The organism is Paenibacillus sp. J22R56 (assembly GCF_056269375.1).
Window position 1 is genome coordinate 356,021 of sequence record NZ_JBWDNV010000005.1, and the last position, 15,192, is coordinate 371,212.

The window sequence follows — 15,192 nt, forward strand, 5'->3', positions numbered from 1 at the left end:
AAAAATTAATTTTACACGATATGCGTCAGCCACTCTACCATCGCTGTTCCTATCTTAAGGAAGCAAGCGGAACACATGCGCAATCGGCGCTTTGCCACCTTTCAATTGACTCGCTGGAAGCCGCAGGTTCATTCCCTCGCCGCTGCGCGTGAAAGCAACAGGCTCATCAATGCCAACTAGCTCGACCTTCGAAACCTCATCCGAGTACGGAATGGAAATCGTCGCATTAACCGGTGTATCCTCGCTTGCGTACAAGTACGTGCAGTAGACCGTCTCACCTTTGCGCGTGAAGGCGCACTCACCTGTGAAGTACGGTGCGCAAATGCGAGTGCCGTACACCGCTTCGCCATGCACCTTCATCCAGGCGCCGAGCTCTTTCATGCTTCTGAGTGCGCCCTTCGGCAATCTGCCGTCCGGCTGCGGGCCAACGTTCAAGGCCAGATTGCCGCCCTTGGCGACGACCTCCATCAAGATGTTTACCAATTGCCGTGCGGATTTATAGCGGTCATCGAACCCGAAGGAGAACGAAGTTCCGAGCGTAATACAGCTCTCCCACGGTACGTTCAGTGGACGCTCTGGAATGGTCTGCTCCGGCGTGACGTAATTCTCGTACGGGCCGCCGACGGTGCGGTCGGCCGAGAGCAGCCACGGCTGCGTCTGACGTGCGCGCTCTACGACTTCGCCGAGACGGATGTCCTGGCTGACTCGGCCGCCTTCTCTTACCCAGCCGGCATCAAGCCATAAAATATCGATTCGACCGTAGTTGGTCAGCAGCTCCATAATTTGTTCATGCGTGAATGACACGAATTTCTCCCACATCTCCGGATTCTCCTTCGGATTGTACGACGGTCCACGCCACGTATGCGTGCCGCGTTCTGTGTCTGGCGCCCAATAAGCCGGCGTGTGCCAGTCCGCTTTGGAGAAGTAAGCAGAAATCGCTAGTCCCTTGTCACGGAACGCGTCGAAGAGGTTTTTGCATATGTCAGCATAACGGTGCGTATGGAAGGGTGTCTCGCTTCCGGTGATGCGGTAATCCGTCGTTTTTGTATCCCACATACAGAAGCCATCATGGTGCTTGGTCGTAAAGATTAGATATTTGAAGCCGCCTTCAGCCGCCGCTTCCGCCCATTTCTCCGGCTCGAAGCGGATCGGATTAAACGTCTTGCCCAGATCGAAATATTCACGTTTCATTTGTTCATAATCATTCGTCCAATCAACGTCGTTTCTGGCCCAGTCGCCGTCCTCGTCGCTCAGAATCCACGATTCAACCATGCCGATCTGAGAATATGGCCCCCAGTGCATCATCAAAGCCAGCTTCTGATCCTTGAACCATTCCAGCCGCTCCAGCGTCACCGGGTTCTCCGGCTTCACCCAATCGGTATCACTACTGTAATTGTGGACTCCGTTCTCTACCTCGTGTACAGTTTCTTTCATCTCTTCGCTCATTGCTAATTCCTCCTCGTATCGTTTGCAAGGGAATCCAGTATTGGCGCATCGGTCAAGACGACCGTGGACTCCCGTGTTTGGTGCAGCTCGAAAATGACGATTTCATTGTCGCCGGTGCGCAGAAGCGGCGCAGGTACGTACAATGTCCGCTGCGGCCCTCGCTCCCAATAGCGGCCAAGATTGAACCCGTTGATGAAGACGACGCCTTTCGTCCAGCCCTGCATGTCAATGAATGTATCGGCGCATGCTTCGGCGCGGAACGTTCCTCTGCAGAAGATCGGTCCCTCCTGGGAGGCCGATTGCCGGCGGTCGTAGCTAAGCCTTGCCAAATCAGCAAGCGGCAAAGGTCGGACTGTCCAGTCGAATAGAAACTGGAAGCCGAGGCGCACCCCTTCAGTGATGCCTTTCGCATCTTTAAGGTAAGGGCCGTAGTTGATCCTGCCCATGTTCTCCACTAGAATATCGAGCCTCGCGCCTCCCGGCGTTATAGCAATCGGCAGCGATTGGACCGTCTGCGACCGTTCGATCGTGCCTTTGTACTCACCGTCTACGAAGATGAGTGCCCTGTCACGAACCTCTTGAATGAACAGCCGCTCCTCCGGCCTTGGACCGGAAACTCTCGTCGAATACAAAATAAAGCCGTACTGCTGTCCGAACTTTTCCATTGGCAGCGGCGCGACTACCTGAACAGGATCAGAGAGCGCTTCTAATTGTCCAAACAAGGCCGCCTGCTCTATCAGCTCGACGCGGCCATAGGCCTGCCTAGGCACCGGCGCCGGCAGCTCTGGCAAGTTCGCCATCTCCGTGTACCGCGCGATCACATCACGCGCAGCGAAATATTTCTCCGTCGGCTGCCCTGTCTCGTCGAGCAGCGCGTCGTAGTCGTAGCTCGTAATCGTTGGCTCGTACAAATTCGGCTCCTGGCAGTTCGCGCCGTTATAGAAGCCAAAATTCGTACCGCCGTGGAACATATAGAAGTTGACCGACACGTCTAGCGACAGCATCTCCTCGAGGACAGCAGCGGCGTCCGCGGCATCGCGCGTATGATGCGGCTTACCCCAATGGTCAAACCATCCGTTCCAATACTCCATGCACATGAGCGGCCCGTCCGGCTGATACTCCTGCAACTTGGCGAAGGACGATGTAGGATGCGAGCCGAAATTGGCCGTTGCGAGTACGCCAGGGACGGAACCGCCTTGCAGCAGTGCGTCCGTCGGTCCGTCGGAGGTAAAGAGCAGCGTATCTACTCCACGCGTAATCAGCGCTTGCTTCAGATAATCAAGGTACTTCACGTCATTGCCATAGCTTCCGTATTCGTTCTCGATCTGAACGGCGATGATCGGACCACCGTTCGTGGACAACAGCGGCAATAGCCGTGGAATGAGTGTGTCATAATACGCATCGACCTTCCGCAGAAACGCCGGATGGCTGCATCTAAGCTGCATATCGGAATCGGCCAGCAGCCAAGCAGGTAATCCGCCGAATTCAAACTCCGCGCAAATATACGGACTCGGACGAACGATGACATGAAGGCCCAGGCTGCCCGCAAGCTCGATGTAGGCGCAGACGTCGGCCATCCCATCGAATCGAAACTCACCCTCCTTTGGTTCATGCACGTTCCAGGCGATATACGTTTCGACAGTATTCAGCCCGCAAGCTTTCAGCTTCAGCAGCCGATCCCGCCAATACTCGGGAATAATCCGAAAATAATGCATCGCCCCGGAGAGCAGACGGACAGGTTTTCCATTGTCCATAAACGTAGCTTTGTCTATCGAGAAAACGCCCATCTCCACACTCCTTTCATATAATGTTGGCAGAATAAGAATAAACGCGGCATCCCCCGTCCTCAACGGGATTTTTTCGGCTGCTTCACCATTTTCCACCCACCGGCAAGCACTATGCGATTTTCCCAGAAGCCGTTTTCGGCGAAAAAAGTGAAGTGCAGAAGACTTTTGACTCCACCAAACACAAAAAAACACGCCTGAAATTAGGCGTGTTTTTGTTATGATTATTTTTTGCGAATCCAAACCTTCATTTGCATCACGCTCAAGGTCACCAATCATTCTGTACATTGTCACGGATGTTCATTAGATTGCATGCTATTCTCTAGACGACCGGTCTTCAAACAGATGAGCTTCTCCAGATCTCGGATCCCATATTTTGTTACTTATCGATAAGCAACCTATTATAACGTACCTACGTCTAAAACGGAGAATCACACTTGAACCAACACCATTAGGAGGAAAATGAAATGAACGTATATGCATATGTTAAAAAAACAGCGATTGCTGCAGTAGCCGTAGGAACGCTGACCCTATCCACAGTCGGAGCTATCCCTTCTTCTCACGCGGTTGCAGCCGCTTCCGTCGACGCGCATAATGATGCTCTTCGTACATTGATGAGCTTCTATAAACCGGCTCTCCAAGGTCAATTCCCGAATTTCCACGGCTTCAAGCTTGGCACGACTTCACATGAAACGGTCATTAAAACGATCGGCAAAGCCGAGTCCCCAGCCACGGATGCCGACGGTTTCGACGTATACCATGCGGAAATGGGCCATCCCGGCTACGCGATAAATTACAAGCTGGGTAAAATACGTGAAATGCGCTACTTCGGCACGAACGTTGAGCGTCAGACCAATTTGGGCGGCATTACTGTCCGTATGCTGATTCAGCAATGGGGTGCTCCAAATGAATCGGTCCTCATTAAGTCCGGCAAGACTGTACAAAAGAAAATCACGTATGTCCGCGGCAAGTATCAGCTGGAGTTCATCTTCAACGGCACGAGCGGAACAGGACTGGACCATATTAACCTTGTAACTAAAACGATCAAGTAACTTCTTCAGCTAGCCCGTCTCGACGTAATTCCGAGACGGGCTTTGTTGTTTTTGCTCAACTTATTGGTAACACTACACGTACTTCGCTTAGTTAGGCAGCAAGCAAGGATGGCGGCTGAACCACAGCTTGTAGTGATCAATGCGCCGTTCTATGTTGATTTGAGTGTAAAATAAATAAAAAAAATATAACAAGGAATGACCTAAAAACCGATCCAATGGACCTTTTTTCGTCTGTTTCGGCTTCTAAATATTAATTTTTAGTAAATTTATTTAAGTTTATAAAAAAAAGTAAGTTTATCTGCAACATTAATTTGGATAACCCGTCTATGAGGAAGGAACGTTCCAAATACATGATGAGGTGATCCCATGACAAGCAAATTCAAACTCGTTACATTAGCAGCTACAGCAGTGCTTACCCTATCCATTGCTGGACAAAGCTTTGCGGCAGCAACTACATTCACGGATATTGCGAATGTGAGCGCTAAGGATAAAATTATTTCCTTGCAGGATAAAGGTTTAGTGCAAGGTGTTAGCAAAGAACGCTATTTCCCAGACGCAACGCTGACTGCAGCACAAGGTATCCAGCTAATCGTAAATGCGCTTGATTTGAACATTGATACGCTTCGCTTTTTAAAAGAACCTCATGCTACGGATTATTTCCCGAAAGCAGACGATGCTGCTTGGTATGCAAATGCACTTATTATCGCGGCGAACAATGACATTGGTCTGCCAAACGATCTAGATCCTAACCTAACATGGACAAAAGAAGAGTTTACCCATCAGTTGATCCTTGCGATTGAGAAGCACAGCAATCTGCCAATGATTAAGATCATCCCGATGGAATTTAACGACCAGGATGAGTTATCCGTCTCCTACGAAGGATCTGTCCAAAGAGCACTTGTTCTTAAAATCGCTGAGCTTGATCAGGCCGGAAACTTCAATCCTACAGATGAAATTACACGTGCAGATGCGGCTGTGCTGATCTACAATGCACTCGCCTATATTGATGAACATCAAGCACCATCAGCTGAATAAACACATTTAACAAGGGCCGTCCCAAAAGAGGTTCGCTCGCTGGAGAAACGGCTCGCATCAGTGTAATATCTATAAAAATAGTAGTGCAAGGGCTATCCCTGCACTGCTATTTTTATTTTTAGATCTCTTGCTGCTTTCTTCAGTACATTGTTTGTGGGCAAGTGAAAGCCACCCGATCTCCATGCTGACCTTTATTTCACGATCTCCTTGTGCCTTCGTGCATCGTTCTTTCCCTATGGATCAACTGTCCTTGCAAAAATTCTTTGTACAAAAGAAGCCTCTCCTTTGTTGATGGTTGGTCGCACTTCCATTTTAACAAGGAGGCATTTCATTGACAGGTTAAATGGCAACGGAGCGTTTTAATGATTCTGGAGTAGCGTCAGCCTATGCTTACGAAGTAGCCTTCTTGCAGAAAGCTTTTTAGCGTTCGCTTTTGTGAGGGGATTCCAACCTTACCAAGTTGATTCAAAGGAATCCTCGAGCAATGGCGATCGGAAGAACATTAAAATGCGCAGGTTGCTATTTTGTAACCTGCTTTATCTGCTTCAGAATATTCCTTAATCGTATTCTTAACGCTATTTTATGAAATAATGTCCTTGCTCCAGATCTGCGAGAAGTCCATGTTGGATAGGCTTCCAGCCGAGAAGCTCCTTCGTTCCTTCACTTGATCTTGCTAAGTCAAGCGACGCAACCATGCCTAGAAAACCGAAGACCGCTTGGCCCTCTTCACGCGGGATGCTGACTACCGGCACATCTAAGTGACGACCGATCACACCGGCAATGTCGCTGAACGGAATGCCTTCGTCGTCCACACCATCCAGTCGTGAGCCTGCAGGTGCAGATTCTACAGCGAGACGGAACAATACTGCTGCATCCAAGCGATGAATCGCTGGCCAACGGTTGGTGCCGTCTCCAATGTAAGCCGAAGAGCCTCTTTCCTGGGCGATCCGGATTAATTGCGGCACGAAGCCTTTATCTCCTTCTCCATGAACAGAAGGTGCAAGCGAGACGATTGATGCTCTCACGCCTTGTTCCACAAACGAAAGTGCTGCATCCTCCGATGCTTTGCCATTAGCATGAGCTGTAATAACAAGTGGTTTACCGGCGGAGCCCGCAAGCCCCTCTCCCATTGCTTCGATGGCGCGTAGATCAGTTGCTAATGATCCGGCGAAATTTGAGAAATCATGGTTAAATGCCAGATGAATAACACCGTCTGAATCGGCTGCACAGCTGCGCAGTAAATCCAGATCCTCTAAAACACCACGAGCCACCTGAGCTCCCAAGCTTTCTAATACTTGAGCACCACTCTTTGAACGGGTAAGACCAACTACCTGATGGCCTGCACTGATGAGTTCGCGGACAACTGCTGTACCAATATAACCTGCTGCACCTGTAACGAATATACGCATAATTGTTTACGCCTCCTTAAGTATTTGACGAAGATATGACTCCAGTCTAAACTATGAAGTAAACTCTAAGGCAAGCGTTTGGAAGGATGATTTTAAATGAAAATTCAGGAATTAGGAGACTTGATGGGTTTAACACCCCACACCATTCGTTTTTATGAGAAGGAAGGCTTGCTTGACAGCAGGCATATTCAGCGAGAGAAGAATAATTACCGCAACTACTCCGACGAAGCAATTGGGCGGTTAAAGCTAATTAAGAAATTTCAAGGTATCGGCTGCTCGTTAGCTGAGCTGAAGACGATTTTGCAGGATCACGATACGAATGAACGCACGAACCAAGAAGTGATAGAATGGATTCTTCAGAAGATCAATGAGATCGAGCGCAAAAAAGACGAATACGATCATATGCTTGTAACGCTGAATTGGATGCTGACATACAGGAAACTGCTGAATGAAGATCCACAACAAGCTGAGGCTATGATGGAGGAATTACGTCTTAGAATTAATATCTAGCCGTATAATCGTGAAAAAGCTCGCCCACATCTTGGTTACAATTCTCTGCTCTTAATAACACGCTCAATCCGCTGATCAGGAACGAACCAAATCGCAGCGACCAGCACGATTAAGAAGCATGATATCCATGAATGAAGGTACGCTGTCGCAATAGCGACTATGTAAAACAAGATTGAAATTTTCCCTTTGAAGTCTTTCCCCATCGCAACTGCAATAGGGGAGTTGGAGGAATGTTGTTTGAGAATCGCGTGTTGCAGCAACGAGTATGAAATAGCAGTAAAAAGCAAAACTATACCGTAAAATGCAGTTGGCGTAGACGAAAAGCTACTTTCTCCTATCCACGCTGTAGAGAACGGCACGAGAGACAACCAGAATAACAACAACAAATTCAACCACATAATCTTTCCGTATTGGATATGAACCGTATGGAGTAGATGGTGATGATTGTTCCAGTATATTCCTACATAAATAAAGCTGACCGCGTAGCTTAGGAACTTGGGAACCAAGTCAACCAAAGAACTCCAAGTGTGATCATCGGGCACTTTGAATTCGAGTACCATTATGGTAATTATGATGGCTAGCACGCCATCGCTGAAAGCTTCCATACGATTTAATTTCAACATACTAGCTCCTTTCAACGAAATCTTAAATGGTTTCAGATTTAGTGATATTAAATGCCTTGTCCTTTTATCAGCAAAGTCAAATCATACTTTTCTCCATTTCGTAAAAGTTCGGCCAATCGGATTAGCCTTTCAGATAGTTCACTCCCGGACAAGGTATTGTTTAGTTCATATTTAAAGGTATTCATCGTTTTAATAGGTTGTACGTTTGGAACTTCTGTCTGTGTCATAGCATTCTCCAATGTTATCATTTTCGAATAAACCTCACTATTGATCTATTTTCCAAGCAAGTTACAGCTCTATTTTATTCAACTATAAGTTTAGCCTTCATATTGGCGTGGCCTGAGCCGCACATTAAATTACAAGAGAATTCATATGTACCAGCCTCATTTATTGTCACAACCTTGGAATCACCAGAGCGTAGTTCTTTGATTTGAAGATCTTTAAATGCAATACCATGTACGCCAGACCCCGACTCTAAAGTTAGCTTAACGGCTTCCCCTTTTTTAATTCTATACTCAGCTTTATCAAACTCCCAGTTCTTTGCCGTGATAACGACTTCATTCGCAATTGCTTCTGACTCCTCACTAGATCCTGATTGAACTTCTTCATTTTTACTAGCTCCACATGCTGTTAGCAGTGTGACATAAGCAACAATGATGACAAAAACCCATGTTATACGAAACACGTTATCCCCTCCTTATGATGGTAATAGCTTAAATCCTTACACTTATATCTATCAATATGTCTTTGTCTATACCTGCCATAGGACAATCAAATATCTATGGATATTAACTTAATAATAAAGATATAAACGAAAGCTATGTCAGATATAGATAGACCCATATTGATGGAAGTCAAAAATGGATATTAAGATGTCTCTATAGCACCACCCTATTAGGTTGTGCTAATTCAACATTTTGGAGGCAATTAAATTGGAAATCAAAAATGGCCAATTAACGACAAGTTGGGGATCTCCAGTTGGAGATAACCAGAATTCTATGACTGCTGGTTCTCGAGGTCCAACGCTCATTCAAGACGTTCATCTTCTTGAAAAGCTTGCTCATTTCAATCGTGAACGAGTTCCTGAACGTGTTGTGCATGCCAAAGGTGCCGGTGCACACGGATATTTTGAAGTAACCCATGATGTATCTTCCTATACAAAAGCCAACTTTTTGTCTGGGGTTGGTAAACGAACACCTGTGTTTGTACGCTTCTCCACTGTTGCAGGCGAACTTGGCTCTGCAGACACCGTACGTGATCCTCGTGGCTTCGCTGTAAAATTTTACACCGAAGAAGGGAACTATGACTTGGTAGGAAATAACACTCCTGTCTTCTTCATACGGGATGCCATTAAATTTCCGGATTTCATTCATACGCAGAAACGACACCCTCAAACTCATCTTAAAAACCCTGACGCAGTATGGGACTTCTGGTCTTTGTCTCCCGAGTCCTTGCATCAAGTATCCATCTTGCTGTCTGATCGTGGTATACCCGCTACACTCCGTCACATGCATGGTTATGGAAGCCACACGTTTAAGTGGGTCAATGCAGTTGGACAAGGGGTTTGGGTGAAATATCATTTCAAGACGGAACAGGGAGTGAAAAATCTGGATGTCGAACTAGCTGCCAAACTGGCTGGTGAAAACCCGGATTATCACATTGAAGATTTGTTTCACGCCATAGAAAAAGCAAACTTCCCCGCATGGAAGTTGTATGTTCAAATTATGCCGCTGGAAGATGCGAATACCTATCGTTTCGACCCATTTGATGTAACAAAAGTTTGGTCACAGAAAGACTATCCTCTTATCGAGGTTGGACGTATGGTCCTCGACCGTAATCCAGAAAATTATTTTGCCGAGGTTGAACAATCAGCTTTTTCACCTGGAGCATTCGTACCTGGTATTGAGGCCTCTCCGGATAAAATGTTACAAGGTCGTTTATTCGCTTATGCCGATGCACATCGCTATCGAGTTGGCACAAATCATAACACGCTTCCTATTAATAAACCTGTCGCCGGAGTGAATAATAACCAGCGTGATGGTCAAATGCGTTCTGATCGCAACGGGGGAAATTCCGTTTATTATGAACCGAATAGTTACGGCGGAGCAAGTGAATCTGAAGCATACAAGACAGCCCCGTTTGAAGTATCCGGATCAGCCGACAGTGTTCCTTATGACAACAATGACCATTACACTCAGCCTGGTGACTTATACCGGTTACTTCGTGCAGAAGAACGCAGGCGTTTAGTAAATAACATTGTGAACGCTATGAAACCGGTTGAGAAGGATGAAATAAAGCTTCGTCAAATCGCCCATTTTTATAAAGCCGATCCAGAATGGGGAAATGCGGTTGCTGAGGGGCTTGGTTTAAGAGATACAGAGCTGGCTTAATTCATTTACCTCATTGAAAAAGAGCAGTTACTTAGGCAGCTAGCGCCTGAGTAACTGCTCTTTTTTTTGCGTTATCAAATACTTAAATCAAACTATTTTGATACAAGAAAAGCAGCAACTTCAGCTAGTCGTGAAGCGTAACCCCACTCATTATCATACCAAGTAGCTACTGATAACAGCTCTCCTTGCACTTGCGTCAATGGCAGATCAATAATAGATGAATGTGGATCCCCTACAATACGGGAAGAGGCCCATTCACCCTCCAATACATCTAGAGTTCCCTTAAGTTCCCCTTCATTAGCGGCAAGACGGAACATTTCATTAATCTCTTGAACGGAGCATGGCTTCTCTGTTATCAGATTAAGCTCCGCAATGCTGCCTGTGCGAGTCGGAATTCGGTATGCCTTTCCAGTAATTTGGAGATCACTCCAAATAAACTTGAGAGCTTTAGCCGCTCCTGAAGATGATGGGATGATATTTTCTGCTGCTGCCCAAGAATCCCGCCGGTCCCTCATAGGCTGATCTGTTAATGATTGTGTATTGGTATAAGAATGAACCGTTGAAAACAAGCCATATTTAATACCATAATTTTCTCTAACTAATTTCACTACTGGTGCCAGTGCGTTTGTTGTACAGCTGGCCATACTGATAATTTTATGCTTCTCGGGATCGAAGCTGCTGAGATTAATTCCTTTAAGCAAAACGGCATCGCAGTCTTCGAGACTTTTACTTGGCCCGCTGACAAGCACACGCTTGGCGCCGCGATCCAAGTGCAATTGTGCAACGGGTCTTGTTACAGCACGTCCCGTACAGTCAACCACCAACTCAACACCCAGTTCTCCCCAATTAGGCACTTCACTGGACGAATTCATATACCGAATTTCACGGCCGCCTATGATGATAGCTCCCTCTCGACCCAGGACCTCTTCAGGCCAGCGTTTATAATTCGTATCAACCTCAAAAAGCGCCGCAAGTATAGATTCATCTTTTATATCAGAGATAGAATAAGGTACAAAGAGCTTCTCTTGAAGAGCTACTCTAAGTAATTGCCGACCGATTCGTCCAAATCCAAATATTGCAATTTTACTCATGATACCCTCCCATTGTGGTAAAGAAAATATGTTTCATTAAAAGATAGGCTTCATTTCGTGCACTTGAATAGGAGGCAGGTTCTTTTCAATTTCAGCACGACTGTCTTCAAACCATGCTGGCAGCATTAATGTCTCGCCCAGATGATCTTCAGACTCATCATTTGCGAAACCTGGCGGATCTGTCGCGATTTCAAACAAAATGCCGCCATGTTCACGAAAATAGATAGCATGGAAATACTGTCGATCAATAATCGGTGTAGGATTAAAACCGCTTTTTTCCACATGGCTTCTCCAAGCATCATGGTCTTCATAATCCTTGGCTCGCCACGCGATGTGGTGAACGGTGCCTGCACCGGCAATCCCCCATTCCATGGACTCCGCATTCACGTCAATGAGGTTGCCGATGTCTCCTTCTGCCTTATAACGAATAAAGTCCCCATCCTGACCTACCTTTGTAAGACCTAAAACTTCCTCAAGTACCTTCATGGTCATTGTGGATGCCGTGCTGTATAGCACCGCACCCCCAAATCCTTTGATAGCCTTATCCGTTGGAATACCTCCGGATAACAATGTATTAAGAGCTCCTTCTTCCCGTTCAACTATCTCTAACTGCAGACCGTCAGAATCTACAAATTCGATATAGTTTTCGGAGAAACGAGCACTTTCTGTGAAGGAAATATCGAATGCTGTGAGGCGTGCTTTCCAAAAATCAATCGCGCCTACTGGTACTACGTATGTTGTTGTACCTACTTGTCCTCCACCTATGCGGCCTTTACCAGAAAATTTGTATGGGAAAAACGTAATAATAGTTCCAGGGGTGCCTTTTTCGTTGCCAAAGTACAAATGGTATACTTCAGGTGCATCAAAGTTAATTGTTTTTTTCACAAGACGAAGACCCAGAACTCCAGCATAAAAATCTACATTTCTCTGCGCATCCTTCACGAAACATGTAATATGATGGATGCCAGCTGTTTTCTTTAAGTTATCAACCATCTTTTCAAAACTCCTTTTCTTCTAGATTTATCGATCATGCCAATAACTGAACATACATCTCATTCAAATCATAGAGAAAAGAGTTCGAGCGAACCATTCCATTTTTTCTATACTTGTATAGCGGTTTTACTATATCATTGGCCAGGTTACCCTAAAAATGATTTCAACATCCATACATGCTTTTCAAGTGAGTAATGAATGGCCAAAAGCATATCACCGGTTGTCTCGTCGTCCTCACGATTAGCGATGCTCATGCCTTCCTTAAGCTCATTAACAATAATTCCAAAATCGGCTACAATCGTGCGGACCATCTCCATAGCGCTCTCGTTACCCACTGCATCTTTTACCGTTGCGGTTTCAAGAACTCCATGCATAGTCGCTACAGGGCTGCCGCCTAATGCCAACAGCCGCTCGGCAAGATTGTCTACATGAAGCGCAGCTTCCGTGTAAAGCTCTTCAAACTTCACATGCAAAGTGAAGAACTGTGGACCTTTGACATACCAATGATAGTTATGCAGTTTGGTGAACAGAAGACTCCAGTTCGCGATCTGAGTGTTTAGCATTTCCGTAAGTTTTTCAGACATAAAAAAGCCCCTTTCAAATTTAGCACTAAATTCCAGGACCCACTATAACACACCCAATAAACCCCTGTATACGCGGATTTCGTACTATAAGAAAAAGCTATATGAGACATAGAAAGATCGATATTGATCGTACGAACCAACGTTTATACGATGGTGTTACACCGAATATAAAGGAGAATTTGAATGGGAGTACGATTTTTAAAAATGGCAGTTATTTATATTGTTCTAGGTATTGGGATTGGAATCTATATGGGTGCAACATTGAACTTTGCATTGACTAGCGTTCATGCCCACGCCAATCTTTTCGGATGGGCAACTTTAGCCCTTTGCGGATTTACTTATCTGCGTTTCCCCAAAGCCGCAGAGTCCCGACTAGCTAAATGGCACTTCTGGCTGCAGGGCACGGGCTTGCCAATCATGTTGATCTCGCTATCATTTATTTCAAACGGTTATGACCAGGAATGGTTATCGACTCTAAAACGCGTAGGTGAAACCGTTGCCGGATGTGGAATTCTTGTGTTTGCTGTCAACGTATTTTTAAATGTTAAAGAAACCAATACAGCTGTAACAAAAGAGACGTATGCTGAAAATAAGGGGGGACACTTTTGATCAACCCAGTGAATCCAATTGCACCACGTTATAATCTTACGACCCTTATCCTATTCTGGTGTTCATTAATTGTCGTCTCTTCCCTATATTTAACGATCCCTCTCTTCTCCGTATTTGAGGACGTATTCCAGGTCTCATCTTCCAAAGCGGCTTGGGCAGGCAGCGCCTTTTCTTTTGCTTTTGCCGGTGGAGCACTTCTGTTCGGAGGGCTTTCTGATCGCTATGGACGAAAAAAAATGATGATAACCGGGTTAGGCCTGCTCACCGTATCAACCCCTTTTATAGGAACCGTTCATGAGTTTCAATGGCTTATTGTTCTAAGGGTTATACAAGGACTGGCAGCATCCATGTTTCCACCTTCTGTGTTAGCCTACGCTATGGAGATGTTCCCAGCTACTAAAAGGGTAACGATCCTCGGCTTTATAAGCACCGCCTTTTTAATGGCAAGTATCGTTGGACAGATCTATAGCAGCACCATCGTAATGGAACTAAGCTGGAATTATGTATTTTATATTCTTGGCATCGTGTATTTTGTCTCGCTTTTTTTGATTACATTAGGTATACCTAAAGATATAACACACAAGTCGAAGGATAACTTTTTCACTCCTCTAAAGCGCATTGGTGGTATTTTTAAGAAAAAAAGTTTACCCATCTGTTACATCATTTCCTCCACTCTCTTTATTGCACTCGTTGGTTTTTTCTCCACGATTGGAAGTTATCTAAGCAGCCCTCTCTTCGGTCTGAGCCACCAGGAAATCTTATGGGTTCGTGCAGCCGGTATCATCGGTATGTTCATTTCTCCATTTGATGGAGGGCTCGTCACCAGGTTTGGGGTAAAAAATGTTCTGTGGTGCGGTTTGATAATGGCCGGTATTGGTCTAGGTCTGGTTGGCATATCGGAAAATCTCGCCTTATTAATCCCGACAAGCATTATATTTACTGCTGGCATAGCTATGGCCCTTCCCGCCTTGTTATCATTAATAGGTACTTTAGCAGGAGAATTAAGAGCCAGCGCTCTATCTTTCCATATGTTTATGCTTTTCATTGGAGCCTCACTTGGCCCTATCATCTCCATTTATTTGATCGACACCCAAGGTCACAGGTCTACTTTCGAGGTGTTAGCCGGATTGCTGCTGATAAGTACGGTTGTCCCACTATTTATTCGCTTAGAGAGTAAGGAAACCATTACCCAGATCAATCAGCAGAATCAAACTATTTCATAAGGTTATGTTAAATTCTAATGTTGATATTTAACCATAAGAGAACCGCCTTGGTGGAAAAGGCGGTTCATTGAGCCATCGTCTCCCGTTTATAGGCAATGCCACTCTTTTCAATGTCGGGGAGGTTTTTATGAACCAGTTAAAGCTAATGCTGCAAAATAACATGTTGACAATCAAAAATCCAAGAGTTATTATTATCTCAAATTTAAGATAATTAATTTAAAGATATTTCCGGTAATCATCCAATCGAAGTTGTTTGGAAAAGTCGCTTCATTCTTGGTGGAACTTTCACGAACATCTTTTTTTTACAAATGTCTTAATTTTAAGGTGAATATAAACTAATCCTTTGAAGGTTGAAAATGATGGCGCAGCCGACTATGCAGTATTGAACTAATTTGTTTGATCACATTCGTTAGCAGGTATCAAACGCATGACTTGTCGATAAT

At 45.4% G+C, this 15,192-nt stretch carries 14 protein-coding genes; 6 read left to right on the forward strand and 8 right to left on the reverse strand.

Going from position 1 to position 15,192, the window contains the following annotated elements:
- Positions 1-54 precede the first annotated feature (54 nt).
- Together AC0YNT_RS14445 and AC0YNT_RS14450 are read right to left on the reverse strand one after the other, a co-directional pair.
- A complete protein-coding gene (locus AC0YNT_RS14445) occupies positions 55-1,446 on the reverse strand; it encodes an alpha-L-fucosidase (protein ID WP_475805226.1) in 1,392 nt (463 codons plus the stop codon).
- 2 nt (positions 1,447-1,448) lie between these two features.
- Positions 1,449-3,233 (reverse strand): glycoside hydrolase family 35 protein, encoded by a 1,785-nt coding sequence (locus AC0YNT_RS14450; protein WP_475805227.1) that lies wholly within the window; start codon positions 3,231-3,233, stop codon positions 1,449-1,451.
- A gap of 464 nt (positions 3,234-3,697) precedes the next feature.
- On the opposite strand from AC0YNT_RS14450, the gene AC0YNT_RS14455 reads away from it, so the two are divergent.
- Together AC0YNT_RS14455 and AC0YNT_RS14460 are read left to right on the forward strand one after the other, a co-directional pair.
- A complete protein-coding gene (locus AC0YNT_RS14455; protein ID WP_475805228.1) occupies positions 3,698-4,282 on the forward strand; it encodes a YjgB family protein in 585 nt (194 codons plus the stop codon).
- Between the two features lie 366 nt (positions 4,283-4,648).
- Positions 4,649-5,317 carry an S-layer homology domain-containing protein gene (locus AC0YNT_RS14460; protein WP_475805229.1) on the forward strand — a complete coding sequence of 223 codons (669 nt, stop codon included), beginning with the start codon at positions 4,649-4,651 and terminating at the stop codon, positions 5,315-5,317.
- A 575-nt stretch (positions 5,318-5,892) separates the two neighbouring features.
- Here AC0YNT_RS14460 and AC0YNT_RS14465 read toward each other — a convergent pair.
- Positions 5,893-6,726 carry an SDR family oxidoreductase gene (locus tag AC0YNT_RS14465; RefSeq protein WP_475805230.1) on the reverse strand — a complete coding sequence of 278 codons (834 nt, stop codon included), beginning with the start codon at positions 6,724-6,726 and terminating at the stop codon, positions 5,893-5,895.
- Between the two features lie 96 nt (positions 6,727-6,822).
- Here AC0YNT_RS14465 and AC0YNT_RS14470 point away from each other — a divergent pair, with 96 nt between their 5' ends.
- Complete coding sequence (locus tag AC0YNT_RS14470) at positions 6,823-7,236, forward strand: MerR family transcriptional regulator (RefSeq protein ID WP_167279712.1); 414 nt, start codon at positions 6,823-6,825, stop codon at positions 7,234-7,236.
- A gap of 35 nt (positions 7,237-7,271) precedes the next feature.
- On the opposite strand, the gene AC0YNT_RS14475 is transcribed toward AC0YNT_RS14470, so the two are convergent.
- Together AC0YNT_RS14475 and AC0YNT_RS14480 are read right to left on the reverse strand one after the other, a co-directional pair.
- Positions 7,272-7,856: a TMEM175 family protein gene (locus AC0YNT_RS14475; RefSeq protein WP_475805324.1), complete on the reverse strand. Its 585-nt coding sequence runs from the start codon at positions 7,854-7,856 to the stop codon at positions 7,272-7,274.
- Between the two features lie 304 nt (positions 7,857-8,160).
- Positions 8,161-8,544 (reverse strand): cupredoxin domain-containing protein, encoded by a 384-nt coding sequence (locus tag AC0YNT_RS14480; protein WP_475805231.1) that lies wholly within the window; start codon positions 8,542-8,544, stop codon positions 8,161-8,163.
- Positions 8,545-8,797: 253 nt separating this feature from the next.
- On the opposite strand from AC0YNT_RS14480, the gene katA reads away from it, so the two are divergent.
- Positions 8,798-10,249 carry a catalase KatA gene (gene katA, locus AC0YNT_RS14485; protein WP_475805325.1) on the forward strand — a complete coding sequence of 484 codons (1,452 nt, stop codon included), beginning with the start codon at positions 8,798-8,800 and terminating at the stop codon, positions 10,247-10,249.
- 92 nt (positions 10,250-10,341) lie between these two features.
- Here katA and AC0YNT_RS14490 read toward each other — a convergent pair whose 3' ends face one another.
- From AC0YNT_RS14490 to AC0YNT_RS14500, 3 genes are all read right to left on the reverse strand, one after another.
- Positions 10,342-11,340 carry a type I glyceraldehyde-3-phosphate dehydrogenase gene (locus AC0YNT_RS14490; protein WP_475805232.1) on the reverse strand — a complete coding sequence of 333 codons (999 nt, stop codon included), beginning with the start codon at positions 11,338-11,340 and terminating at the stop codon, positions 10,342-10,344.
- 36 nt (positions 11,341-11,376) lie between these two features.
- Complete coding sequence (locus AC0YNT_RS14495) at positions 11,377-12,333, reverse strand: ring-cleaving dioxygenase (protein ID WP_475805233.1); 957 nt, start codon at positions 12,331-12,333, stop codon at positions 11,377-11,379.
- 146 nt (positions 12,334-12,479) lie between these two features.
- Positions 12,480-12,917, reverse strand: a complete 438-nt coding sequence (locus tag AC0YNT_RS14500) for a Dps family protein (protein ID WP_475805234.1) — start codon at positions 12,915-12,917, stop codon at positions 12,480-12,482.
- Positions 12,918-13,100: 183 nt separating this feature from the next.
- On the opposite strand from AC0YNT_RS14500, the gene AC0YNT_RS14505 reads away from it, so the two are divergent.
- Complete coding sequence (locus AC0YNT_RS14505; protein WP_475805235.1) at positions 13,101-13,526, forward strand: hypothetical protein; 426 nt, start codon at positions 13,101-13,103, stop codon at positions 13,524-13,526.
- Complete coding sequence (locus AC0YNT_RS14510) at positions 13,523-14,749, forward strand: MFS transporter (RefSeq protein ID WP_475805236.1); 1,227 nt, start codon at positions 13,523-13,525, stop codon at positions 14,747-14,749. Before AC0YNT_RS14505 ends, AC0YNT_RS14510 begins: the two co-directional genes overlap by 4 nt.
- Positions 14,750-15,192: the final 443 nt, after the last annotated feature.